The organism is Arthrobacter sp. B3I9, from assembly GCF_030816935.1.
Classification (GTDB): domain Bacteria; phylum Actinomycetota; class Actinomycetes; order Actinomycetales; family Micrococcaceae; genus Arthrobacter.
The window spans coordinates 393345-415914 of sequence record NZ_JAUSYO010000001.1 but is presented as its reverse complement, the minus strand read 5'-3'; the positions used below and the strand labels follow the sequence as shown (position 1 = coordinate 415914).

Genomic DNA, 22570 nt, shown 5'->3' with positions numbered 1-22570 from the left:
TTTCAGTAGGAAAGGGCGCGCTCGAGAGCCTCGAGGATGCGGTCGATATCCGGCAGGTAGTCTTCCTCAACCTTGGCCACGGGGTAGGGCATGTGAAAGCCGCCCACCCTGATGACCGGCGCCTCCAGCGAGTGGAAGGCCCGCTCGCTGATCCGGGCCGCGATTTCCCCGCCGATGCCGCCGAAGGTCGGTGCTTCGTGGGCGACGATCAGCCGGCCCGTCTTCTGCACCGACGCCGTGACGGTATCGAAGTCGATCGGAGAAATGGAGCGCAGGTCAATGACCTCGACGCTGTGACCGTCCTCGGCGGCGGCGTTGGCGGCGGCGAGGGCCACGGGAACCAGCGGCCCGTAGACCACAACGGTGGCATCCGTTCCCTCCCGCAGCACGTGCGCCTTGAACGGGTCGGCGGACGCCCCGGGGGATTCCATGTCCACCTCACCCTTGAGCCAGTAGCGGCGCTTCGGTTCGAAGACGATCACGGGGTCCTGGCAGTCGACGGCCTGCTGGATCATCCAGTATGCGTCGTGCGGGTTGGACGGCGTGATGATGCGCAGGCCGGCGGTGTGGGCGAACAGCGCCTCCGGTGACTCGGAGTGGTGCTCGATGGACCCGATGCCGCCGCCGTAGGGGATCCGGATGACGACCGGCACGGTCAGGTTGCCATTGCTGCGCGAATGCATCTTGGCCAGCTGCGTGGTGATCTGGTTGAAGCCGGGAAAGACGAAACCGTCGAACTGGATCTCGCAGACGGGAAGGTAGCCGCGCAGGGACAGCCCGATCGCCGTTCCGATGATGCCGGACTCGGCGAGCGGCGTGTCCACCACACGGTCGGCGCCGAACTCGGCAAGGAGGCCGTCGCTGACCCGGTAGACACCGCCGAGGGCGCCGATGTCCTCGCCCATGAGCAGCGACCGCGGATTGCCGCCCAAGGTGGCGCGCAGGCCCTCGTTGATGGCCTTGGCTATGGTCATGGTGGTCATCAGCGTGCATCCCCTGTCTCCGCGTCGGCGGGGCCCGCTTCCTCAGCGAATCCGGCACTGTACTCCTCGAACCAGGCCAGCTCCTCAGCCACCAGCGGGTGCGCCTCCACATACGTATTGGCGAAGGCGGTCCGGATGTCCGGGGTCTCGAGGTCATGGGTGGTCTTGCGGACGTAGGCGGCCAGTTCATCACCGTCGGCCCTGACCCGGTCGAAGAAGGCGTCATCCGCCAGCCCTTCGGTCCGGAGGTACTTCTCCAGGCGCTCGAGCGGGTCCTTGGCCCGCCACAGGCCTTCCTCGGCGGACTCCCGGTACTTGGTGGGGTCATCCGCAGTGGTGTGCGCCCCTACGCGGTAGGTGAACGCTTCGATCAGCACCGGGCCCTTGCCCTCGCGGGCCCGTTCAAGCGCCCACTCCGTCACGGCATGCACGGCAATCACGTCATTGCCGTCGACCCGGATTCCCGGGAAACCGTAACCCTTGGCGCGGTTGGACAGCGGAATACGCGTCTGCACCGAGCTCGGCACCGAGATGGCCCAGTGGTTGTTCTGGCAGAAGAACACCACCGGCGCGTTGTAGGACGAGGCGAACACCATGGACTCGTGGACATCGCCCTCAGAACTGGCGCCGTCACCGAAATAGACCACGACGGCGGCCTTCGGCTCGGCGGGCACGCCCGCGGCTCCGTCAGCCTCCGCGGCCCGCGCCGCAAGCTTCTGGTCCCGCTGGATGCCCATCGCGTAGCCGACGGCATGCGGGGTCTGCGCGGCAAGGACCAGCGTGTAGAGGTGGAAGTTCGTGTCCTTCGGGTTCCAGCCGCCGTTGGAGACGCCGCGGAACTGGCGCAGGAGCTCCGCCAGGTCGACGTTGCGCGTCAGGGCGACGCCATGCTCCCGGTAGGTGGGGAAGATGTAATCCTGCGGCTGGCTTGCCCGCCCGGACCCGATCTGAGCCGCTTCCTGGCCGGTCAGAGGAACCCATAACGCAAGCTGGCCCTGGCGCTGAAGAGCGGTGGCTTCCACATCAAAGCGCCGGATCTTTGCCATGTCCGCATAGAAACCGCGCAGCTTTTCCGCGTCCAGGCGCTGCGCGTACTCCGAAAACACCGGGTCCGTGCCAAGGGTCCCGTCGGGCGCCAACAGCTGCACCATGGGTTCGGCCGGGCCGCCCAGCAGGGCTTCGGCCTCCGCCTCGCGCTGGTCATCCACGCCGGTTCCGTCGAACTCGGTAGCAGGCAGATGTGTGGCGCCCATACCGTCTCCTTTGCTTGCCGCCTCGCAAGGCGCCGCAATCGCTGGGATATATGCATCATCCGGAATACATTCTGGGCTCGGCATATATATGGCTTACTCGTCCTTACTTTATCCGTAGGCACGTGCCTGCGGCCGTCATGTTAAGCGCTAGGAACGCTGTGGCGGCTTTGTATAGATCGCACAGAGTTCCAGAAAACGGGTATTGGCCTCGGCCTCTCCGATACTGACCCGGACGCCCTCGTTCCCGAAGGCTCGTACCGAGAGTGCCCGCTCCCCCGCAAGAGCGGCGAACTCCGCACTGTCAGCGCCGAGGTTGAGCCACACAAAGTTGCCCTGCGCTTCCGGGACGAACCAGCCCAGCTCCCGGAGTCCGGCGGTGACGCGGTCGCGTTCATCCACCAGGCTTTGTACCCTTTCTACAACCTCGTCGAGATGCTGCAGCGAGGTGACGGCGGCGACTTCGGCTATCTGCGAAACCGCAAAGGGCGTGGCGGTGACCCGCAGGTGCTGGGTGAGGTCGGGATTGGAAACGCTGTACCCGACCCGCAGCCCGGCCAGGCCGTGGGCCTTGGAAAAAGTCCGGAGCACGACGACGTTCGGGTACTTGCGGTACATGTCGATACCATCCACGGCGTCTTCCGCCCGGACGAATTCCTGGTAGGCCTCATCGATAACCACGACGATGTCCGAGGGTACGGTCTGGATGAAGCGCTCTGTTTCCGCCGACGTCAGGACGGGCCCTGTGGGGTTATTGGGCGTGCAGAGCAGGATCATCCTGGTCCGGGCCGTCACCGCGGCCGCCATGGCCTCCAGATCGTGGCGCCCGTCCGGGGTGAGCGGGATCTGGACGCTTTCCGCTCCGGCGAGCCCGACGCAGATCGGGTATGCCTCGAAGGAGCGCCAGGCGTAGATGACCTCATCCGGCTTGCCGTCGTCGTTCTGTCCGGCGAAGGTGGCCAGCAGCTGGTTCAGCGCACCGAGGCTTCCGGCGCCGGTGACGATGTCCTCGGCCGGCACGTCGAGGAACCCGGCGAGCGCGCCGCGCAGCTTGCTGCTCAGCGGGTCCGGGTAGCGGTTGAAGTCGGTCTGGGCCGCGATGGCCTGCTGCACCGCAGGAATCGGAGGCAGGGGGTTTTCGTTGGAGGAAAGCTTGTAGCTGACCAGGCCCTCGACGGGGACCGGCGGTTTTCCGGCCGCATAGCGGGGCAGAAGGTCTACTGCCGGGCGGGGCCGGACGCCCCCGGCCGGATTTTCTGATGAACTCATGGCCACTAGCCTACTTCGCGCCCCTGCTGCCGCCGGTGATACTTATGACAGCATGGGCCCATGCGCTCATTTCTTGTTCGGGTCATCATCAACGGGCTGGCCCTGGGAATCGCGAGCTGGCTCCTCCCCGGCCTGGATGTTTCCACGGCGGCCACCACTGCCGCGGTGGGGAACAGCGGGGTCACGCAGGGGACAGACGTCATCGGCGTTGTCCTGGCGTATCTGTTCATCGGTTTGATCTTCGGCGTGGTCAACGCGCTCGTCAAGCCTGTCGTCAGCCTTCTGTCGCTGCCGCTGACCATTGTGACGCTGGGCCTGTTCACTGTTGTCATCAATGCGGCGATGCTCTACCTGACGTCGTGGCTAAGCGGCCACACGCCCGTGCACTTCACCATCGATTCCTTCTGGACAGCCGTGCTGGCGGCCATCATCATCACGGTGATCTCCCTCGTGGCAGGCCGGCTGACCGGCGCCAGCAGGCGCTGAACGGGCCACGGTCAGACCTCGGCCCTGCGGGGCTGATTCCCGGCCGGCTTCCCGCTTCGTTTCCCGCTTGGCTTTGTGTCCGGGTTCCGGTCCGACGGGGAACCCGGAGCGTCCGGCCTGCGGTTGGCGGAGTGCGGGGCCGGCACGTCACGGCGGAGCGTAAAGCGGGTAACCGTAGCGGCGCCGCCGGCGCCCACGAGCGCTGCAAGGGCCGCGGTGGAGGTCCGCAGGGACAGATCCTGGCTGCCGGCGACGGCTTCCGCTCCCGCGGTGTAGTTGCCGAGCCGGTGCCCGGGACCCAGACCGAAGTCAGCCAACGGCGGGACCTCCAGCGCGTTGGTCAGCGTCACCGTCACCCGGTCCCTCGTGTCCGGGCTGGCCACGCCGTCGGCCCCTGGCACCCAGTCCTGCTCGTGCTCCAGGTGCAGGCTGCTGATCCCCGGCTCCGGCGTGATGCCGCCCACGGGTGAACCTGCCGTCAAGACGAACTGCAGATCGAATTCCGCCAGAAAGGCCTTGTCCTGGCTCAGGTTCATGGCGTGGATCCCGCCCTGGCTGTAGCCGACGGCAGCGAGGGGCTGCCCCGCTTCCGCTCCGGCCCTGTGCAGGGCCTGCCGGATGGCCGCCGTCGTCTCCTCCGAGCCGTACCCCAGCCCCTCCGCGATGCCGCCGGCGTCAAAGGGGTTGGTGCCGGCGGCCGCGCCGTCCAGTTGAGTCCCGGGAATGACCACCACCCAGGCCGGCCGGCTGCCTCCGTCGAGCCGCAGGACCTCAATCTGTCCTGCTGTGGTGCCTGTGGCGCCGGCCCGGGAAAGCAGCCCCGCTGGGGAGGTGTCCACGTGTTCCTCCCTCGTTTCCGAGCTGACGATCCGGACCGGCCTCGGCCGCAGCACCTCGTGTCCCGTCGCCACACCCAGCCCCCGAATGACCTCCCGGACGCCCGGAGGACCGCCGGGTTCCCCCGGCCCCGCAGCGGCGGCTGCCGGCACACCGAGCAAGAGCGCCAGATTGCCCGACAGCCGGGAGACCTCATCCTCCACAACGTCGCGGGCTGCGAGCGATGGCATGCCGAACAGGCCCCACAGCGGCCCGTAAGTTGGGCCCCACCGGCCAATCTGCAGGAGGAGGCTGTTCCGGGCCTCGGTGAACTCGTATTCCCGGTGGCTTGCCCTGACATTCCGGCAGAGCCCCTCAAGCTCGCCCCGGACCCGCCCCACGGCGCGGGAACCCTCGCCGGCAGCGATGATGGCGTTCGTGCCGCTGGAGTAGCAGTCGGCCTGGTAGGGGAACAAGGCCCGCCGCACGGCGTCGGCCTCGATCTCAAGGGAGGCGAGCTCCCGCGCAAGCCCGTCAAGTGCCGCGGCTCCGGCCAGCAGCTCCTCGAACTGGAAGCTGAGTCCGCCCAGGCCGCCGCGGATCCGGAGCATTCCGTCGTCCGCGGGAGGGGAGGGCCGCGGCACGCCGCCGGAACCGGCCGGGGCTGCCTCGGCCATCAGGGGCCCCAGGGACCGGAAAGCGCCACGTTCCGGGCGTGCCCGAGCACAGTCGCGGCAGCGTCCTGCAGGGCATCCCGGCTGCGGCGCAGCGAAGCCGCCTGCAGCGACAGCGCCGTCCGGTAGGCGCGCCCGGCGGGCGACTGCCAGCCCTGCAGCTCCAGCCGGGCCAGCTGGGACAACAGGGCATCCGCCTGGTCGGCGCAGGCAGTCAGCCGGCCGGCGAGCAGCTGGACCTCGTAGCTGCGCGAGGCACACGCCTCCGCATCGGCAGCCGTCAGAGTGCCGGCTCCTGTACCGGTAGGTGTGCCCGCAATTTTGCCCGTAACCGCACCAGCCATTCCCATGGTCATGACCCGACGTTATGGGTTTCGGACGAAGCGCTGAAGCTGCCTCAGCGCCTATGTGGACAACCCCGGCCTGACCGTTGACCGACCCGGCTAAGTCATACGGATCTCCGCACTTAAGGCATGGTGCCACTTCATGAAAGAATCGGCTCATGCCTGAAACTGCCGCCACAGCTGATATCCGCACGCCGTCCGGACGCCTGGCCCTCGCCGCGTCTTCACCCCAGATCGCGCTCGGCCCGCTGGACGGCCGGTACCAGTCGGCCGTCGGGCCGCTGGTCGATTACCTGTCTGAGGCGGCCCTCAACCGTGACCGGGTGGCCGTGGAAGTGGAATGGCTTATCCACCTGACCAGCAACAATGTCCTGCCCGGCGCCGGACCGCTGACCGCCGAGCAGCAGGGGCAGCTGCGCGCCATCGTCACAGAGTTCGACGCCGACTCCGTCCGCGAACTTGCCGACATCGAAGCCGTCACGGTGCACGACGTGAAGGCCGTCGAGTACTACATCGGCCGCCGCCTCGCCGGCATCGGGATCGAACACCTGACCGCCTTGGTGCACTTCGGCTGCACCTCCGAGGACATCAACAACCTCTCCTACGCCCTCGGCGTCAAGGGCGCCGTCGAGGACGCCTGGCTGCCCGCCGCCCGGAACCTCGTCGCGCAGATCAGCGCCATGGCCGAGGACAACCGGGCGGTGCCGATGCTTTCGCGCACCCACGGCCAGCCCGCCACCCCCACCACCCTCGGCAAGGAACTGGCCGTGTTCGCGCACCGGCTGACGCGCCAACTGGACCGCATCGCCAGGACCGAGTACCTCGGTAAGATCAACGGTGCCACGGGTACGTACGCGGCCCATGTCGCGTCCGCCCCCGGCGCCGACTGGCAGCAAGTGTCCAAGTCCTTTGTCGAAGGGCTGGGCCTGACGTGGAATCCGCTGACCACGCAGATCGAAAGCCACGACTGGCAGGCGGAACTGTACGCCGACGTTGCACGCTTCAACCGGATCCTGCACAACATCTGCACCGACATCTGGAGCTACATCTCGATCGGTTATTTCGCGCAGATCCCGGTGGCGGGCGCCACCGGATCCTCGACCATGCCGCACAAGGTCAACCCGATCCGTTTTGAGAACGCAGAAGCGAACCTGGAGATCTCCTCCGGGCTGCTCGATGTCCTGGGCTCCACCCTGGTCACCTCCCGCTGGCAGCGGGACCTCACCGACTCCTCCTCGCAGCGCAACATCGGCGTGGCCTTCGGGCACTCGCTGCTGGCCATTTCCAACGTTGCAAAGGGCCTGGACCGCCTCGATGTCGCCGAGGACGTGCTGGCCGGAGACCTGGACACCAACTGGGAAGTCCTTGGCGAGGCAATCCAGATGGTGATGCGCGCCGAGGCGATCGCCGGAGTCGAAGGCATGGAGAACCCCTACGAGCGGCTCAAGGACCTCACCCGCGGCCAGCGCGTCGACGCCGCCCGGATGCAGGAGTTCGTCCAGAGCCTCGGCCTCTCCCCCGACGCCGAAGCGCGGCTGCTGGCGCTCACACCCGGAAAGTACACCGGCATCGCGGACAAGCTGGTGGACCACCTCAAATGAGGCTGCTGTTCATCCGCCACGGAGAGACCCCGGGTAACGTCCTGGGCCAGCTGGATACCGCTCATCCCGGTCCCGGACTGACTGAACTCGGAGAGCGGCAGGCCGCCGCCCTGGCGCGGTCCCTGGCGAATGAGGAAATCGACCTTCTCTATGCCTCCACCCTGACCCGCACACAGGTCACCGCCGCGCCGCTGGCGGCCGCTCGGGGTCTCGACGTCGAGGTGCTCGAAGGGCTGCGGGAGATTGAGGCGGGGTCGCTGGAAAAGCTCACCGACCGGGAATCGCACCTGCGCTACCTCACCACGGTGTTTTCGTGGTCGGCCGGCGAACTGGACCGGCGGATGCCAGCGGGACCCAGCGGCCACGACTTCTTCGAGCGCTTCGACGCCTCAATCGCCCGGATCGCCGCTGACGCGGAGGGATCGGGGAATTCCGCGACGGCGGCCGTGGTCAGCCACGGCGCAGCCATCCGGGTCTGGACCGGGCTGCGCGCCGCCAATGTGGAGGCCGACTTCGCGGCCCGGCACGTGTTGGCCAACACCGGAATCGTGGCTGTCGAAGGGGATCCGGACGCCGGCTGGCAGCTTGTCCACTGGGACGGCAGCCCGGTGGGCGGCCTTGCCCTTGCGGACCCGACTGCGGAGGACCCCACGGGCCGCACCCTCTAGCCGAGTTCTCCGAAGCCTTACGCGCAGGAAACACAGCCGAAACGGGTGCTGCCTAGGCTTGGTCTGCATAATACTTCGGCGAATCGAGGCAACGATGCAGACCAACCCGCGGCTCAACATCAGGCAGGTCACCTGGGCCAACCCCGTGGGCGCGGACCTGCGCGCGGCCCAGCAGGCGGAGCTGGACGCCAGGTTCGGGACAAGTGACCACGAGCCCGGGCCACCGCCGTCGGAAGCCGATACGGCAGTCTTCCTCGTCGCGCACGACAAAGCATCCGGCCAGCCGGTCGGCTGCGGCGGCCTTCGGATCCTCGACAAGCAGACCGCGGAGATCAAGCGGCTGTACGTGCTCCCTTACACGCGCGGTTCCGGGGTGGCCAGTTCCATCCTGGCGGCGCTTGAAGCGCACGCGCATGCCCTCGGGATCACGTCGATCACCGCGGAGGCCGGCTCGGCCCAGCTCGACGGCCGCCATTTTTACGAGAATTCCGGTTTCCAGCCGGTGCCCAACTTCGGACCCTACGTCGGAGCGGAGCACTCGTTCTGTTACGCCAAGGCCATTGATTCGCACAGCGCTGCACACACCGCGATGGCCTAACGGCCCCATCCGGCCAGCCTGAGCAACCCATCGCGCAGCGGTTGGGCCCGCTCCGCGAGCGCCAGCCGGGCCATGGCGGACGAGGCCACGCGCAACCCTTGGCTGCGCAGCCACCTCCGCCTGCTGTACGCCTGCAGGGCGTCAGGGAGCGGCCGGGAGTTCAGCAACTCCGCGAGCGTGACAGCATCGATGAGCGCCTCGCAGGCGCCCCGCCCCAGATTGGGCATCATGGCGTGCGCCGCATCCCCCACCAGCACTGCACCCTCCCGTGCGTAGCGCCGCAGTGGCGGCGCGGTCCAGATCCGCTGGGCAAGCGTCTGCGCGGATGTCGCCGCGGCCAGCACACTTCCGATAACGGCGGAGGAACCGGCGAACCGGGCCCGCGTGATGGCCAGGGCCTCGTCCACCGCGATGCCGTCCGGCCCCTGGTCCGAACGGTAGGAGGCATACCAATAGGTCCGGCCCTGGGATGCGGGTGTGATACCGAACAGCTGCCCCCTGCCCCAGTATTCGCCGCCAGTACCCGGGGTCACCGGTTCGGCGATGACGCCGCGCAAGGCAACATAGGGGCTCAGGCGCGCGCGGCATCGGTTGCCCCAGACTGCGCGGCGCACTCTGCTGTGCACGCCGTCGGCGCCGACAACCAGGCCCGCATCCGGCAGTGTGCGCACCTGCCCGTACGCCCTGGCAACGGAGTCGGGCACCGCGGCGGCCAGGAGGCTGAGGAGGTCCGCCCGGGAAACGCCGATCACGCCCGGCGCCTGGGTGCGAAAGAAGGGCGTCCCCGCGCCGTCCATGAGTGCCATGCCCCCGAAGCGCGAGCCGGCCGCACGGACGGCCGGGAGGATGCCCAGCGCGTCCAGTGCCTGCTGGGCTTCCGGCCACATGGCAAGCGACGTCTCCACCGGAGGCAGTTCCTCGCGGCGCTCATGGACCGTCACCCGGAAACGCCGGGGATCAAGACCCGCGGCAAGTGCCAGCCCCGCGAGCCCGCCGCCTATGACTGCCACAGCGTCCATCTACAGATTCTAGGGCCCGTGGCCACGCCCGCACGCTGGGACCTGCGGACCCTGTCGCGGCCGTACCCGTGACCGCAATGTTCACCCGGCGTTAAAGCCCGGGGCGCCCTCCGTTCCCGGGCCTCCACCACACTGAAGTGCCGTGGGCCGGCAATTTCATCAAATCGATAGCAATAAACGGCCCGTTCCGACGCCGACGCCTATAGGCTGTGCGGACAATGCCCGCCGGTCCTCTGCAGAAATGAGCCTCACCTGTGCGAACACTGAAAACCCTGGCTGCCGCCGTCGTCGCCGTCACCCTTCTCGCCGGTTGTGGAGGGGGCAACGCCGCTCCCGCCGCCACCAGCGCGGCGGCAGGCCCCGCCGCCGTCGCCCCCTCCGGCCCGCCTTCGGGCGAGACCCTGATCATCTACACGAACTCCAACGGTGAAGGCCGCGGCGAGTGGCTGACGCAGAAAGCCGCCGAGGCCGGTTTCAAGATCGAGATCGTCGGCGCCGGCGGCGCCGACGCCACCAACAAGCTGATCGCCGAGAAGAACAACCCCATTGCGGACGTCGCGTTCGGCTTGAACAACATGTACTTCGAGCAGATCAAGGCAGCCGGAGCGATCGAGCCGTTCACCCCCTCCTGGTCCGCGGACGTGGACACCGCCAAGGGGGACAAGGGCGACAGCAAGGCTTACTGGCCGCTGGTGCAGCAGGCGATCCTCCTGGGCTACAACACCGCTAAGTTCTCCAAGGACGAGGCACCGAAGGACTGGACCGACCTTTGGACCCAGGACAAATTCAAGTCCCGCTACGAGCGCGTCACCGGGCTGGGCACCGCCACGGCGCAGCTGGTCTTCGCCGGCATCCTGACCCGCTACAAGGACGACGCCGGTGATCTTGGCATCTCCGATGAAGGCTGGAAGCAGATCGAGGGGTACTTCAAGAACGGCACCCCCGCCGTGGCCAAGACCGACCTCTTCGCCCGCATCGCCGCCGGCGACACCGACATGGGCCAGATGCCGTCCTCGATCATCACCGAACGCGAGAAATCCTTCAAGGTCGACGTCGACACCGTGATGCCTTCCGTGGGCGTCCCCATGGCCATTGAGCAGGTGGCCCTGGTCAAGGGAACGGACAAGAAGGACGAGGCCCTTAAGTTCATCGACTGGTTCGGCAGCGCGCAGACCCAGGGCGAGTGGGCGCAACAGTTCAACTCCATGCCGGTCAACAAGGCCGCGGCCGCCAAGGCGAAGCCCGAGGTTGTCGGGTTCTTCAACTCGCTCAAGCAGCAGGACATCGACTGGAACTTCGTCCAGGCGAACATGGGCAAGTGGGTTGAAAAGATCGAACTGGAGTACATGAGCTGAGCACGGCCCTGGTTGCAGCCGGCAGCGATGCCGGCTGCAACCGACCGTTTCCGCCGCCGCTGCCAACGCCGGTACCGCTGCCAGAAGGACACATTGCCATGATCCGTTTCGAGAATATCGAGGTCACCTTCGGTGATTTCACCGCCATCCCCGAGCTCAACCTGGAGGTGGAACCCGGGGAGTTCTTCACGCTCCTGGGCCCCTCCGGCTGCGGGAAGACGACGGCGCTGCGCACCCTGGCCGGCTTCATCGAGCCGACCAGCGGTGAGGTTTATGTCGACGGCAAGGCCGTCACCCGGCTTCCAAGCGACAAGAGGCAGGTGGGCATGGTGTTCCAGAACTATGCCCTGTTCCCCAGCATGAGCGTGGCGGAGAACATTGCCTTCGGCCTGCGGGTACGCAAGGAAAAATCCGCGGAAACCGACCGGCTGGTCCGTGACATCGCCGAGCGGGTGGACCTCTCCGAGGACCAGTTGCGCAAGAACGTCGCGGAGCTCTCCGGCGGGCAGCAGCAGCGCGTCGCCGTCGCCCGGGCGCTGGTGCTCCAGCCCAAGATCCTGCTGCTCGACGAACCCCTGTCCAACCTGGACGCGAAGCTCAGGCACCAGCTGCGGCAGCAGCTCAAGGATCTCCAGGCCGAGTTCGGCATCACCACGGTGTACGTCACCCACGACCAGGACGAGGCGCTGGCTATGAGCGACCGGGTCGCGGTCTTCAACAAGGGTGTGGTGGAGCAGGTCGGGACGCCGCAGAGCATCTATGACCATTCCGCTACGGAATTCGTCTGCAACTTCATCGGGGACAGCTCCCGGCTCACCCCGTCGTTCATCGCCGAACTGAACCGGCTGTCGGGTTCCGCCCTGGACACGGCGGCGAACTCATACCTGCGGGTGGAAAAAGCGTCCCTGGAACCTTCCGGCAGGAACGGCACGGCCGTTCCGGTGGAGGGCACCGTGGTCTCGAAGACGTACCACGGGCTGCACAGCCGCTATGTCGTGCGCTCCCACGGCGCCGACGTCCGGCTGCTGGTCAAGGAAGACGGCGGCATCCACCCCGACACGGGCAGCCAGGCGACGGTCTACGTCCAGCCGGCGCACGTCCTCCAGTACGACCCCGCAACCGGAGCGTCGCTCCGCAGCAGGCTTCAGGAAGCAGCACGCCCGTGAGCAGCCCGGGCCGCCCAAACAGCAGCGTCCGGGGCATGCTCCGCTCCCCCGCCATCCTGGTCTGCGGGGTGGTCCTCACCTGGTTCATCGCGGCCTTCCTGGTCTGGCCCAACGCCAACGTGCTGATCCAGACGTTCTTTCCGGACGGCAGCTTTTCCGGCCGGGCCGCGGAACGGCTCTTCTCTTCCCAACGGGCCATGAAGTCACTGGGCAACAGCTTTTTGCTGGCCGTTGCCCTGTCCATCACGGTCAATGTGGTGGGGATCTTCATTGTGCTGGTCACCCAGTACTTCAAGATCCGCGGAGCAATGATCCTGTTCCTCGGCTATGCCACCACGTTCATCTACGGCGGCATCGTGCTGGCGGCCGGCTACAAGTTCATTTACGGCGACAAGGGCATCGTCACGGGGTTTCTGCTGACCCTGTTTCCCGGAATGGACCCGGGCTGGTTCTCGGGGTTCTTTGCCGTCCTGGCGGTCATGACGTTCGCGACCACCACGAACCACATGCTGTTTGTCACCAATGCCCTCAAAGGCGTGGACTTCCAGACCATCGAGGCGGCCAAAAACATGGGCGCCTCGGACTGGACCATCCTGCGGCGGATCGTCCTGCCCATGCTGAAGCCGACGCTGTTTGCCGTGACCGTCCTTTCCTTCCTGACGGGCCTGGGCGCCCTGTCCGCGCCGCAGGTGCTTGGTGGCCGGGACTTCCAGACCATCACCCCGATGATCCTCACCTTCACGAACAGCCCGACCTCCCGCGACCTGGCGGCGCTCCTGGCGGTCATCCTGGGCCTGGCCACCATGCTGATGCTGGCGGTCATGACCCGGCTGGAGAAGGGCGGCACCTACTTTTCGGTGTCGAAAGTGTCCGCCGGCCTGCAGAAGCAGCAGATCAGCAACCCCGTAGCGAACGCCGTGGTCCACGCCGTGGCGTACCTTTTGTTTGCCATCTACACGCTGCCCGTGGTCCTGATCGTGCTGTACTCGTTCGCTGACGGGGCAGCGATCCAGACCGGACAGCTTTCCCCGGGCAGCCTGACTCTCGGGAACTACATCCGGGTGCTCACCGAACCGGCGGGGCTGCGGCCTTTCCTCATCAGCATCGCCTACAGCGCCCTTGCCGCTGCCATTGCCGTCGGCGGGCTCCTGTTCGTGGCCCGCCTGCTGCAGAAGTACCGGAACTGGGTCTCGAGCGTGGTGGAGTATCTGCTCCACATCCCCTGGATCCTTCCCTCGGCACTCCTGGCCCTGGGCCTCATCCTCAGCTACGACCACCCCAATCCGCTGGTGGGCGGAGCAGTGCTGACAGGCACCACCGTCATCCTGCTGATCGCGTTCGTCACGGTGAAAATCCCGTTCACGTTGCGCATGCTGAAGGCGTCGTTCGCCTCGATCAACTCCTCCCTGGAGGAGGCGGCCGGAATCATGGGGGCGCGGACCCTGTACGTGTTCCGCCGCATCCTGCTGCCGATCGTGCTGCCGTCCGCCGCGGCTGTGGCGGCACTGAATTTCAACAGCATGCTGGATGACTATGACACCGCGATCTTTCTGGCCCACCCCCTGTTCCAGCCGCTCGGCCTGGTCATCAAGGCCAACACGGACGGTGCCGAAGGCGTGGACGGAGTGTCCAACACCTTCGTGTACACCGTGCTGCTCATGATCATCACCGGCGTGACCATGTACCTCGTCTACGGCCGGTCCGCACGGAACACAAAGGGACGCGCCAAGACCTCGAAGGGCAGCAAGGACAGCACGACGGCGGCCCTGCCGGACCCCCTGCCTGAAGCGCCGGTCCGGGTCCCCTAGCGGGAACCCGGCCAGCCGGTGTAGGCCTCGGCCAGGAAGGCGCGGCCGTGGCGGGATGCCACGACCGAGTTCAGCTCGCCGAGCTGGCGTGCCCGCGAAAAGTCGTCCGCCTCGGCAGAGGTATGCATCATGGATGTCATCCAGTACGAGAACTGTTGCGCCTTCCAGACGCGGTCCAGGGCGGTGTCGCTGTAGGCGTCCAGAAGCATGGTGTTGCCGGTGCGGTAGAAGCTGTCGAATCCTTCGAACAGCACCTTGACATCGTGCAGTGCCAGGTTTAGCCCTTTCGCGCCCGTGGGCGGAACGGTGTGTGCGGCGTCGCCAGCGAGGAAGAGATTTCCGTGCCGCATCGGGGCAAGGACGGAACTGCGGAACTTCAGGACCGTCTTGTCGATGACCGGCCCTTCCTGAAGCTCGAAGCCGTTGCCGTTCACCCGGCTGCGGAAGGTCTCCCAGATCCGGTCATCGCTCCAGTTCCGGACGTCTTCGTTTGGATCGCACTGGAAGTACATCCGCTGGACGGTCTCGGTGCGCTGGCTGATCAGGGCGAAGCCGTTCGCGGAGTTGGCGTAGATCAACTCATCGGAACTGCGCGGCGCCTCGGTAAGGATGCCGAACCAGGCGAAGGGGTATTCGTGCTGGTAGCGCGTGCGCCTGGCCTCCGGGATCGCGGTGCGGGACTGGCTGCGCGAACCGTCCGCACCGGCGATGAAGTCGGCCTGGAGCTCGTAATCGACGCCCTCGGCATCCGTGAACCAGACTCTGGGCCTGCCCTCGATGTCCCGGATGGATGTGTCCGTAACGCTGTACCGGACGTCGCCGCCGTCGGTGTTGCGGCGGGCGGCGAGGTCGAGGAAGACGTCGGTCTGCGGGTAGAGCCAGACGGATTCCCCTACGAGGTCCTGGAAGTCGATGCGGTGGCTTTCCCCGTTGAAGCGCAGCTCGATCCCGTCGTGCCGGTCCCCGTCGCGCAACACCCGGTCCGAGACGCCGCTGTCCACCAGGAGTTTCACGGAGCCGTGTTCAAGGATCCCGGCCCGAACAGTTTCTCCGATCTCCTGGTGGCTGCGGAGTTCCAGGACAGTCGAGTCAATGCCGGCCTTGGCCAGCAGGTGTGACAGCATGAGCCCGGCCGGGCCGGCTCCCATGATGGCCACCTGCGTGGTGACCAGTCTGCGGTGTGACAAGGGGTTCCTCGCTTCATTGCGGGTGGGTGGGGATCTCGGCTCAAGTGTGCGGGCCGGAACGTGGCGGGCGTTACACGAATTCCGCTGAACGGAAGGACGTACCACTTGTTCCCGCGTTTGGTTCCCTTCCAGTGTTCAGCTGGCGGCCGATGCCCCGGGCGGCGGTCTGCAGGGCAGGAACCAGCGCCTGGAGGCGCACATCCATAAGCGGCACGACCACGCCGAGCGCCGCCACCGTTCGGTTCCTGGGGTCCCGGACGGGCACGGCAATCCCCCACGTGTCCGGATCCACCACCCCGGCGAGCTGTGCGAAACCGTTCCCGGCTGACTCCCTGAGCAGGGTCCGCAGCTCCTCCGGAGCCAGCTTTAGAGCCGGATCATGGAACTGGCGCAGGTACTCCGCCTGAACTTCGGGCGGCTGGCCGGCCATCAACGCGATCCCGGCCGAGGACACGTGGACCGGCATGCGGCCTGCGATCTGCGCCCGGTTCACGGCGGACCCGCGCCGCGAAAGCCGTTCAACAAAGAGCGCGTCCCAGCCGTCCAGCACCGCCAGGTTCACGTTCTGGTTCAAAACCTGGTTGATGTCCTCCATGAACGGCACGGCCGCCTCACGCAGCGCGAGAGTCGGGGAATTGCGGTTCACCAGCTCCCACAGTCTCAGGCCGAACCGGACCGAGCCGCCGGCGCCGAGTTCCAGGAGCCCATGTGCCGCGAGCTGCCGGACCAGGCGGTGGGCCGTGGTCAGCGGCAGCTGCGCCCTGGCCGCGAGTTCGGAGAGCGGCAGGTCAAGAACACCCTCGGGGAAGGCGGCAATCACACGCACCACACGGTCCACAACGGAATCCCCAGAGGCGGAGTTGGCCACTTAGCCTTCTTTCCAGATTTCCGAGCACGGGCCCGGTCGTTCCATTGAATGGTCCGGGGTGTCCGATCTTACACTTATTAGTGATACAAATCTCAGGTCGGAGGGCCGGAGGCGCCAGGCGACGCACCGCGCTTTCCCGCACCGACACCCCAACTTCACGCCCGCTCGACGCCGAGCCCTAATTTTTCGAGGTTGCCATGCCAATGACGTCCGCTGACCGCTCCTCCCGCTGGCCCGTCTGGCTTTGTTGGCTGGCCATGGTGCTCGACGGGTTCGACCTGGTGGTGCTCGGTACCGTGATCCCGACCCTGATCAAGACCCATGAACTCGGGTTCGATGCCGTGGGTGCCACCCTGGCCGCCACCATCTCACTCGTCGGCGTTGGCCTGGGCGCCCTGTTCATCGCCCCCCTCTCGGACCGGCTGGGCCGCCGGCGCCTGCTGATGGCCTGCGTCGCATGGTTCTCCCTGTTCACACTCGCCGTCGTGATTGCCCCCAACGTCCTGGTGTTCAGTATCTTCAGGCTGCTGGCCGGCCTGGGCCTCGGCGCCTGCCTGCCGGCTGCGCTGGCATACATGAACGACTACGCCACCAAGGATGGGGCGGCCGGGCGGTCCACCACAAGGACCATGACCGGCTACCACGTCGGTGCCGTCATTACCGCCCTGCTGGCACTCCTGCTGGTGCCGAACTGGCGGGCAATGTTCGTTGCCGGCGGCCTGGCAGGGCTGGCCCTGCTGCCGTTCCTGTGGTTCAAGCTGCCCGAGTCCCTGCCGCCGGTCCGCCACGGCGCCGAGCCGGTGCAGGCAGCCAGCTTCCGGGACCTCACCAGGAGGCCCTACCCGGTGGTCGCCGTCGGCGTCGGAATCGCCTCCTTCATGGGACTGCTGCTCGTGTACGGCTTGAACACCTGGCTTCCGCAGCTGATGGCGTCCGCCGGTTACTCCATCGCCGCAGGCATCGGCCAGCTCCTTGTGCTGAACGTCGGCGCGGTCGTCGGCCTCGTCATCGCCGGTATTCTCGCCGACAAACACGGCGCGAAAAAGGTGGTCCTGCTGTGGTTCGGCCTGTCGGCCGTTTTCCTTGCCGTGCTGAGTATCAAGCTGCAGAACGAACTGCTGCTCAACGCGGCTGTCTTCGTCACCGGCGTCTTCGTTTTCAGCTCCCAGGTCCTCGTGTACGCCTGGGTCAGCCAGCTCTTCCCCAGCCGTTTGCGGGCCACTGCCCTGGGCTTCTCGGCCGGCGTCGGGCGGCTGGGCGCCATCCTGGGCCCTGCCGTGACCGGCGCCCTCGTGGCCGCGGGCATTGCGTACCCGTGGGGCTTCTACGTTTTCGCCGCAGCAGCGGCGATTGCCGTGGCGGCGCTGGCCATAGTTCCGCCGCGGATCCCGCACACCGGGCCGCCGGCTTCCGCTGAAGCGACAGGGAAGCCCGCCGAAATCTAGCCCGTCAGGCCGCGGCGCGGAGCGAGTCCCGGCGGAGCCGCAGCCGCCGCCAGAGCGCCGGGGCCAGCACGACGGCGATGCCGACGGCGGCGCCGATGACCGTCTCCAGTATCCGGTCCCGGAGGAGCAGTCCGGGGGCCGACGGTGCAACCAGCAGGGTGGAGGTCAGAGCCAGCGGAGTGACGAAAACCTGCGCCACCAAATACTGCCGGGCGATGAACATCTCGGCGCCGAACTGGCATGCGGCGATCACCAGCACGGTCTGCCAGGGCGCGGGCTGCAGCAAGAGGATCCCGGCCAGCAGGACCAGGCCCAGGGCGGTTCCGACGATCCTCTGCACGCCGCGGCTCACCCGGTGCCGGGTGCTGTGGCCGACCAGCGGTACGACGGCGGCCACCATCGCCCAGTAATTGTGGCCGAATCCGAGCTCTCCACCCGCCAGTGTCCCGAGGGTACCGGCGAGCCCGGCCGCCACCAGGTAGCCCAGGCTTTCCAGCCGGGCTGCACGCCGCTCCGGCGCAGTAAGGCGCACGGGCCGGGGCCGGACCCAGGGGATTCTCCGGCTCCGGGCCACCCGTGAGGACATGCCGACAAGAAGGCAGAATACGACCGTGAGCGCCGCCACGAGCATGCCCTGCCCCAGCGGCGGCTGGCTGGGCAGGGACGCGATGGCCGCGAAGGCAAAGATATGGAAAAGCGATCCGGCCGGGCGGAGCCGCCACCAAGCGACGAGCAGCGAGCAGCCCCCCGCCACCAGGGTGGTGGCCAGGACCTGCATCCACACGGCGTCCGAGGCGGGGAGCGCGAGGGCGGCGCCTGCGCGCCCTGTCAGAGCTGCGAGGAAAATCACCAGCAGCATCAGCAGGCCCGCCCGGAGCTGAAGCTCAAAGCGTCGGCCGTGCGGTTCATTCCTGCCGTAGATCCCGGCGAAGGCGCCGAAGGAAGCGAAGATCGCAAGGTCCAGGCGTCCCAGCAGCAGCAGGGTGATCAGCGGGACAAAAACACCGACGGCGCAGCGGATCGCGACCTGGTGGTCCTTCTTGCCGGGCGCCAGAGTAAACATCTCTGCGAGCAGTTTCACGTTACGTATGCGTCTTTCGTGCGGTCGGATGGTTACGACGGCGGCACTGGCATCCAGTGAAAATTTTACGCCCGGCCCGCGCCGGGACCGCATCCTGCTCCGTTGGATGGAATCCGTGCCTATGCAGGAAACCTTCACGGGAAGTGGTAGCGTCTAGCGGTTGATTCCCGCCGGGGAGTCGGCGACGTCAGAGGCGCAGCAAAGGCACACGGAGGACCCATGCTCAAAGGATTCAAAGACTTCATCCTGCGCGGCAACGTGATCGAACTGTCCATCGCCGTCGTGATGGGCACCGCGTTCACCGCCCTGGTGAGCGCGTTCACGTCCAACATCGTCAACCCCATCATCGCAGCGGCCGGGGGCGTCGAGACGGACGGACTCGGGTTCCACATCTGGCCGGGCAATGACAAGACCTTCGTGAACTTTGGTGCGGTGGTCACCGCTTTCGTCACCTTTATGATCACCGCGGCCGTGGTGTACTTCATTTTCGTTGCCCCCATGAACCGCATCAACAGGATGGTCAAGAAGCGGGTGGCAACGCCCGAACCTGAGGAGTCGGTGCCCGCCGACACCGCGCTGCTCGCCGAAATCCGCGACATCCTGGCCCAGCTCGCCGACCCCACCCGGGACGTGCAGCGCCAGGGGCAGCACGCCGCCGAGGACGCCGCCGGGTCCACGGAAAGGGCCGGAGCCGCGGCGCAGCACGTCCGCTAAGGGCTCCCGGCCGCAGCTTCGCGGCCGGCCCGCTCAATGATTCTTCGCACCGACTTCACTCAACCGCAACCGTCCGGAAACAGCCGCGGGACATCATGGAAGCCATGAAGCCCAAAGCCAACGGAAGTTCCGCGGTCCCTGCCGCGTCCGAGCTGAGCTGTGAAGTGTGCGGCCTGATGCCCGAGCCCACCAAGGCCCGTCTGACGCTGGCCAACATCGCGGTGATGCTGCCCATCGAGCTGCTGGTGCATGCCGCGGTGGTGGAAACCCATCTGCCCTACCTGGCCAAGGTGCTGGTGCTGACCCTGACCGCCACGATCCTGGTGATCTGGGTGGCGGAGCCATCCGCGGCCCGGATGTTGCGCAGCTGGCTGCACGCACCTGCGCTGCGCCACCGCCGGAAGCTGGCCGCGGCGCCGGCACTGTGGCGGGCCCGGACAGTATTGGCCGACACGCCCGGTTCGTTGCTGAAAGTGACGCGGTCGCTCGACCGGCTGGACGCCAATATCCTCAGTCTCCACGTCCACCCGGTTGCGGACGGGGTACTTGACGAGTTTGTGCTCTCCGCGCCCGGTTCGCTCAGCGAAGGTGAAGTGGTGCGGGCGCTCCGCGAGGGCGGAGGGGCTGAACCACAGGCATGGCCCACCACCGCACTGGCGATGGCGGACGGGCAGACCGGTGCGCTGAGCCTGGCAGCGCGGATTGCGGGAAACCCCGAGGAGCTGCCGCTGGCAGTGGCAGAGCTGCTGCACGCGCGCATCGAACCGACGCCGGATGCGGACACCGGTCCCGCGGAAGGCGGCCCCGCACGGGAAGGCACCCTCCTGCGGATCCCGACCGCGTGGCACGGCCCGATCACCTTCTCCCGGCCCGGGGAACCGTTCACGCCGGCGGAGTCCGCGCGGGCCCACCGCCTGGCCGAACTCGCAGAAATCCTCGCGCACCAGTCGGCCGCGCCGCCTTCCGCCGGAAAACCCTCCCTGGCTGGCTGAACCCGCCTAGAGGGCAGCCATCCTGATCTTGAGCGCGTCCGGCTCCATGGTTACAGCCAGGTGCCTGCCGCTGCCGAGATGGTCGCCGTCGAGTTGGAACTCCTGCTCGTGTTCCAGAGTGATTTCCGCCGTTTTCCCCTGGAAGTACTCCACGGACTCGGTCTCTTTCTTGTTCTTGCCGAAAATTCCGGCAATGACACCGAGCCAGCCGAGCCGTCCGCGGGGGGACAGGATCAGCAGGTCCAGCACGCCGTCGTCCACCTTCGCCTCGGGGAAGATCTCAATGCCGCCCATGATCCGGCCGCAGTTGCCGATCATGACGCTGCGGATACGGCGGCGGACGGGCTCCGCGCCGTCGATGCTGATCCGCGCCCGCACCGGCTTGCCGGGAAGTTTACGGATGCCTGCTTCGACGTAGGCGAGCCAGCCCATCCGGTCCTTCAGGACGTCGACGGTGTCGGCCATGATGGCGGCGTCATACCCCAGTCCGGCCATCACCAAAAAGAGCTGCTCGTCGTCCGACCGGTCAAAGGTTGCCTTGACGACGTCCACGGACCTGTCGCTGCCGTTCAGGACGTCGAAGCAGGCCGATACCGGGTCGCTGATGTCAACGCCGAGGTTCCGCGCCAGCAGGTTCCCGGTGCCCAGCGGCACCAGGCCCATCGGGGTTCCGGTGCCTGCAAGAACCTCAGCCACGCAACGCACGGTGCCGTCGCCGCCTGCGGCTATGACGACGTCGACTCCCTGTTCCAGCGCCTGGCGGGCCTGCCCGGTCCCGGGGTCCTCCACCGTGGTCTCAAGCCATAGCGGCTCGGCCCAGCCCTGGGTCTCGCAGAGGCGGAAGATGGCGCCCTGCAGTGCCGGTCCGACAGACTTGGCAGGGTTGACGATCACGGCGGCTCGCCTGGTGGGTGTTCCGCTCTCAGGCGCGGCGTTAATCTCTGTCATGGTGTCCTTCACGGGCAAGGGGGCGGAAACTATCCCCAGGGAAAGCCTAGCGGGAGATGCCCGCGTAACTTAGGCAGCGGGGCCGCTGAACGTGGACGTTCACGCGCGCGCGTCACTAAACTGGCCATGCTTATGTACTGGAGCGGGCCGGGGCCTTTCCGATGGACCCGCCGCAGCGTGCCCGGACCAGCCGGACAGGCGGACTCCGGACACGGGAAGAGGGGGCACATGACGGAACCACAGGAAAACTACTCAGCCGATGCCGAGGCGTCCAGCACGGATCCGCACGACTGGGGACGGGCAATGGCGCTAGCGGTCACACGGCTCGCCGAGCAGCTGGCGCCCGAGGGCAGCGAGGACATCCACACCTCGCTCGTGGGCAAGGACCTGCGCCTCAAAATCCGGGATGGTGCCGCCGGAGTCACCATCACCGTGTCCACCGCGCCCGTGGAAGACCTGGACGAGTGACGTTCAGCGCCCGGCGGAAAGGTCCGCAGAGATGACATCCGCTGTCGCCACGACGGCCTTCCGCACCGCCTCCAGGTAGGCGTCCGGATCGGCTTGGACTGCCACAGACTGGGCCTGCAATGAGACGTTGATGGCGGCCACCACCTTGGGTCCGTCGTGGACAGGAGCCGCGACGGACATCAGGCCCAGCTCGAGTTCCTGGTCCAGCAAACACCAGCCCTGGGTGCGGACCGCTGCCAGCTCGACCAGCAGTTCCTCCCTGCTCCCGATCGCCCTCGGGGTCAGGGGGCGGATATCGGCGACGGCGAGGTACTGCTTAAGTTCGGGGGCCGGGAGCCCCGCGAGGAGGACGCGCCCCATCGACGTTGCGTAGGCCGGGAAGCGGGTTCCGACCGTGATGCCGACAGTCATGATCCGGCGGGTGGCAACGCGGGCGATATAGGCGATGTCCGTCCCCTCCAGCACTGCTGCGGACGTTGACTCGCCAAGCTGCAGCGAGAGTTCCTCGAGGTGCGGCTGCGCGAGCTGGGGCAGGGATAAGCCGGACAGGTAGGCGTAGCCCAGCTGCAACACCTTGGCGGTCAGCGCGAAGATCTTCCCGTCGGTGCGGACGTACCCTAGTTCCACGAGCGTGTAGAGGAATCGCCGCGCGGTGGCCCGGGTGAGGCTTGTCCGGGCTGCCACCTCGGACAGCGTCATCTTCGGGTGGTCCGTGTCGAAGGCGCGGATCACTGCCAGCCCACGCGCCAGCGACTGCACATACTGGTCGCTGGCTGCGGGCGGACTGCCGGCCCGCGCGCCGTTTGCTGCCTCAATCATTTCTGCCCCTC

At 67.0% G+C, this 22570-nt stretch carries 22 protein-coding genes; 11 read left to right on the top strand and 11 right to left on the bottom strand.

Going from position 1 to position 22570, the window contains the following annotated elements; genetic code table 11:
• Nucleotides 1–2: 2 nt before the first annotated feature.
• The 3 genes from QFZ65_RS02095 to QFZ65_RS02085 all read right to left on the bottom strand — a co-directional run bounded on the left by QFZ65_RS02095 (nucleotide 3) and on the right by QFZ65_RS02085 (nucleotide 3502).
• A complete protein-coding gene (locus tag QFZ65_RS02095; protein ID WP_306907908.1) occupies nucleotides 3–983 on the bottom strand; it encodes an alpha-ketoacid dehydrogenase subunit beta in 981 nt (326 codons plus the stop codon).
• Nucleotides 983–2236, bottom strand: a complete 1254-nt coding sequence (locus QFZ65_RS02090) for a thiamine pyrophosphate-dependent dehydrogenase E1 component subunit alpha (RefSeq protein WP_306907906.1) — start codon at nucleotides 2234–2236, stop codon at nucleotides 983–985. Before QFZ65_RS02090 ends, QFZ65_RS02095 begins: the two co-directional genes overlap by 1 nt.
• A 147-nt stretch (nucleotides 2237–2383) precedes the next feature.
• Entirely contained in the window at nucleotides 2384–3502 is a 1119-nt protein-coding gene (locus QFZ65_RS02085; protein ID WP_306907903.1) for a histidinol-phosphate transaminase, read from the bottom strand.
• A gap of 60 nt (nucleotides 3503–3562) precedes the next feature.
• Between QFZ65_RS02085 and QFZ65_RS02080 the strand changes: the two genes are divergently transcribed.
• Nucleotides 3563–3988 carry a phage holin family protein gene (locus tag QFZ65_RS02080; protein ID WP_306907902.1) on the top strand — a complete coding sequence of 142 codons (426 nt, stop codon included), beginning with the start codon at nucleotides 3563–3565 and terminating at the stop codon, nucleotides 3986–3988.
• An 11-nt stretch (nucleotides 3989–3999) separates the two neighbouring features.
• Here QFZ65_RS02080 and QFZ65_RS02075 read toward each other — a convergent pair whose 3' ends face one another.
• On the bottom strand, nucleotides 4000–5481 hold the full coding sequence (locus QFZ65_RS02075) for a hypothetical protein (protein WP_306907901.1): 1482 nt from the start codon (nucleotides 5479–5481) through the stop codon (nucleotides 4000–4002).
• Nucleotides 5481–5834: a hypothetical protein gene (locus QFZ65_RS02070; RefSeq protein ID WP_306907899.1), complete on the bottom strand. Its 354-nt coding sequence runs from the start codon at nucleotides 5832–5834 to the stop codon at nucleotides 5481–5483. Before QFZ65_RS02070 ends, QFZ65_RS02075 begins: the two co-directional genes overlap by 1 nt.
• Before the next feature lie 146 nt (nucleotides 5835–5980).
• Here QFZ65_RS02070 and purB point away from each other — a divergent pair, with 146 nt between their 5' ends.
• The 3 genes from purB to QFZ65_RS02055 all read left to right on the top strand — a co-directional run bounded on the left by purB (nucleotide 5981) and on the right by QFZ65_RS02055 (nucleotide 8689).
• Nucleotides 5981–7423 carry an adenylosuccinate lyase gene (gene purB, locus QFZ65_RS02065; RefSeq protein ID WP_306907898.1) on the top strand — a complete coding sequence of 481 codons (1443 nt, stop codon included), beginning with the start codon at nucleotides 5981–5983 and terminating at the stop codon, nucleotides 7421–7423.
• Entirely contained in the window at nucleotides 7420–8091 is a 672-nt protein-coding gene (locus QFZ65_RS02060; RefSeq protein WP_306907896.1) for a histidine phosphatase family protein, read from the top strand. The genes purB and QFZ65_RS02060 overlap by 4 nt, the downstream gene beginning before the upstream one ends.
• 94 nt (nucleotides 8092–8185) lie before the next feature.
• Nucleotides 8186–8689: a GNAT family N-acetyltransferase gene (locus QFZ65_RS02055; RefSeq protein ID WP_306907894.1), complete on the top strand. Its 504-nt coding sequence runs from the start codon at nucleotides 8186–8188 to the stop codon at nucleotides 8687–8689.
• Here QFZ65_RS02055 and QFZ65_RS02050 read toward each other — a convergent pair.
• Entirely contained in the window at nucleotides 8686–9708 is a 1023-nt protein-coding gene (locus QFZ65_RS02050) for an FAD-dependent monooxygenase (RefSeq protein WP_306907892.1), read from the bottom strand. The two genes, QFZ65_RS02055 and QFZ65_RS02050, sit on opposite strands and share 4 nt — an antisense overlap.
• 254 nt (nucleotides 9709–9962) lie before the next feature.
• Between QFZ65_RS02050 and QFZ65_RS02045 the strand changes: the two genes are divergently transcribed.
• From QFZ65_RS02045 to QFZ65_RS02035, 3 genes are all read left to right on the top strand, one after another.
• Nucleotides 9963–11063 carry an extracellular solute-binding protein gene (locus QFZ65_RS02045; protein ID WP_306907890.1) on the top strand — a complete coding sequence of 367 codons (1101 nt, stop codon included), beginning with the start codon at nucleotides 9963–9965 and terminating at the stop codon, nucleotides 11061–11063.
• Between the two features lie 98 nt (nucleotides 11064–11161).
• Nucleotides 11162–12229: an ABC transporter ATP-binding protein gene (locus tag QFZ65_RS02040; protein ID WP_306907888.1), complete on the top strand. Its 1068-nt coding sequence runs from the start codon at nucleotides 11162–11164 to the stop codon at nucleotides 12227–12229.
• Between the two features lie 35 nt (nucleotides 12230–12264).
• Nucleotides 12265–14037 carry an iron ABC transporter permease gene (locus QFZ65_RS02035; protein ID WP_306907887.1) on the top strand — a complete coding sequence of 591 codons (1773 nt, stop codon included), beginning with the start codon at nucleotides 12265–12267 and terminating at the stop codon, nucleotides 14035–14037.
• Here the strand turns inward: QFZ65_RS02035 and QFZ65_RS02030 are convergent.
• Nucleotides 14034–15224 (bottom strand): 4-hydroxybenzoate 3-monooxygenase, encoded by a 1191-nt coding sequence (locus QFZ65_RS02030; RefSeq protein ID WP_306907886.1) that lies wholly within the window; start codon nucleotides 15222–15224, stop codon nucleotides 14034–14036. The genes QFZ65_RS02035 and QFZ65_RS02030 overlap by 4 nt on opposite strands.
• A 70-nt stretch (nucleotides 15225–15294) precedes the next feature.
• Nucleotides 15295–16092: an IclR family transcriptional regulator gene (locus QFZ65_RS02025; RefSeq protein ID WP_306907884.1), complete on the bottom strand. Its 798-nt coding sequence runs from the start codon at nucleotides 16090–16092 to the stop codon at nucleotides 15295–15297.
• Between the two features lie 203 nt (nucleotides 16093–16295).
• Here QFZ65_RS02025 and QFZ65_RS02020 point away from each other — a divergent pair, with 203 nt between their 5' ends.
• Nucleotides 16296–17537, top strand: coding sequence for an aromatic acid/H+ symport family MFS transporter (locus QFZ65_RS02020; RefSeq protein ID WP_306907882.1), 1242 nt, complete (start codon nucleotides 16296–16298; stop codon nucleotides 17535–17537).
• A 4-nt stretch (nucleotides 17538–17541) separates the two neighbouring features.
• On the opposite strand, the gene QFZ65_RS02015 is transcribed toward QFZ65_RS02020, so the two are convergent.
• Complete coding sequence (locus QFZ65_RS02015) at nucleotides 17542–18618, bottom strand: FUSC family protein (RefSeq protein WP_306907880.1); 1077 nt, start codon at nucleotides 18616–18618, stop codon at nucleotides 17542–17544.
• A gap of 219 nt (nucleotides 18619–18837) precedes the next feature.
• Here QFZ65_RS02015 and mscL point away from each other — a divergent pair, with 219 nt between their 5' ends.
• Together mscL and QFZ65_RS02005 are read left to right on the top strand one after the other, a co-directional pair.
• Nucleotides 18838–19332, top strand: coding sequence for a large conductance mechanosensitive channel protein MscL (mscL, locus tag QFZ65_RS02010; protein WP_306907878.1), 495 nt, complete (start codon nucleotides 18838–18840; stop codon nucleotides 19330–19332).
• A gap of 104 nt (nucleotides 19333–19436) precedes the next feature.
• A complete protein-coding gene (locus QFZ65_RS02005; RefSeq protein WP_306907876.1) occupies nucleotides 19437–20324 on the top strand; it encodes an amino acid-binding protein in 888 nt (295 codons plus the stop codon).
• Between the two features lie 6 nt (nucleotides 20325–20330).
• On the opposite strand, the gene QFZ65_RS02000 is transcribed toward QFZ65_RS02005, so the two are convergent.
• Nucleotides 20331–21272, bottom strand: coding sequence for a diacylglycerol kinase family protein (locus QFZ65_RS02000; RefSeq protein ID WP_306907875.1), 942 nt, complete (start codon nucleotides 21270–21272; stop codon nucleotides 20331–20333).
• Between the two features lie 228 nt (nucleotides 21273–21500).
• Here QFZ65_RS02000 and QFZ65_RS01995 point away from each other — a divergent pair, with 228 nt between their 5' ends.
• On the top strand, nucleotides 21501–21740 hold the full coding sequence (locus tag QFZ65_RS01995) for a hypothetical protein (protein ID WP_306907874.1): 240 nt from the start codon (nucleotides 21501–21503) through the stop codon (nucleotides 21738–21740).
• A gap of 3 nt (nucleotides 21741–21743) precedes the next feature.
• On the opposite strand, the gene QFZ65_RS01990 is transcribed toward QFZ65_RS01995, so the two are convergent.
• Entirely contained in the window at nucleotides 21744–22559 is an 816-nt protein-coding gene (locus QFZ65_RS01990) for an IclR family transcriptional regulator C-terminal domain-containing protein (protein ID WP_306907872.1), read from the bottom strand.
• Nucleotides 22560–22570: the final 11 nt, after the last annotated feature.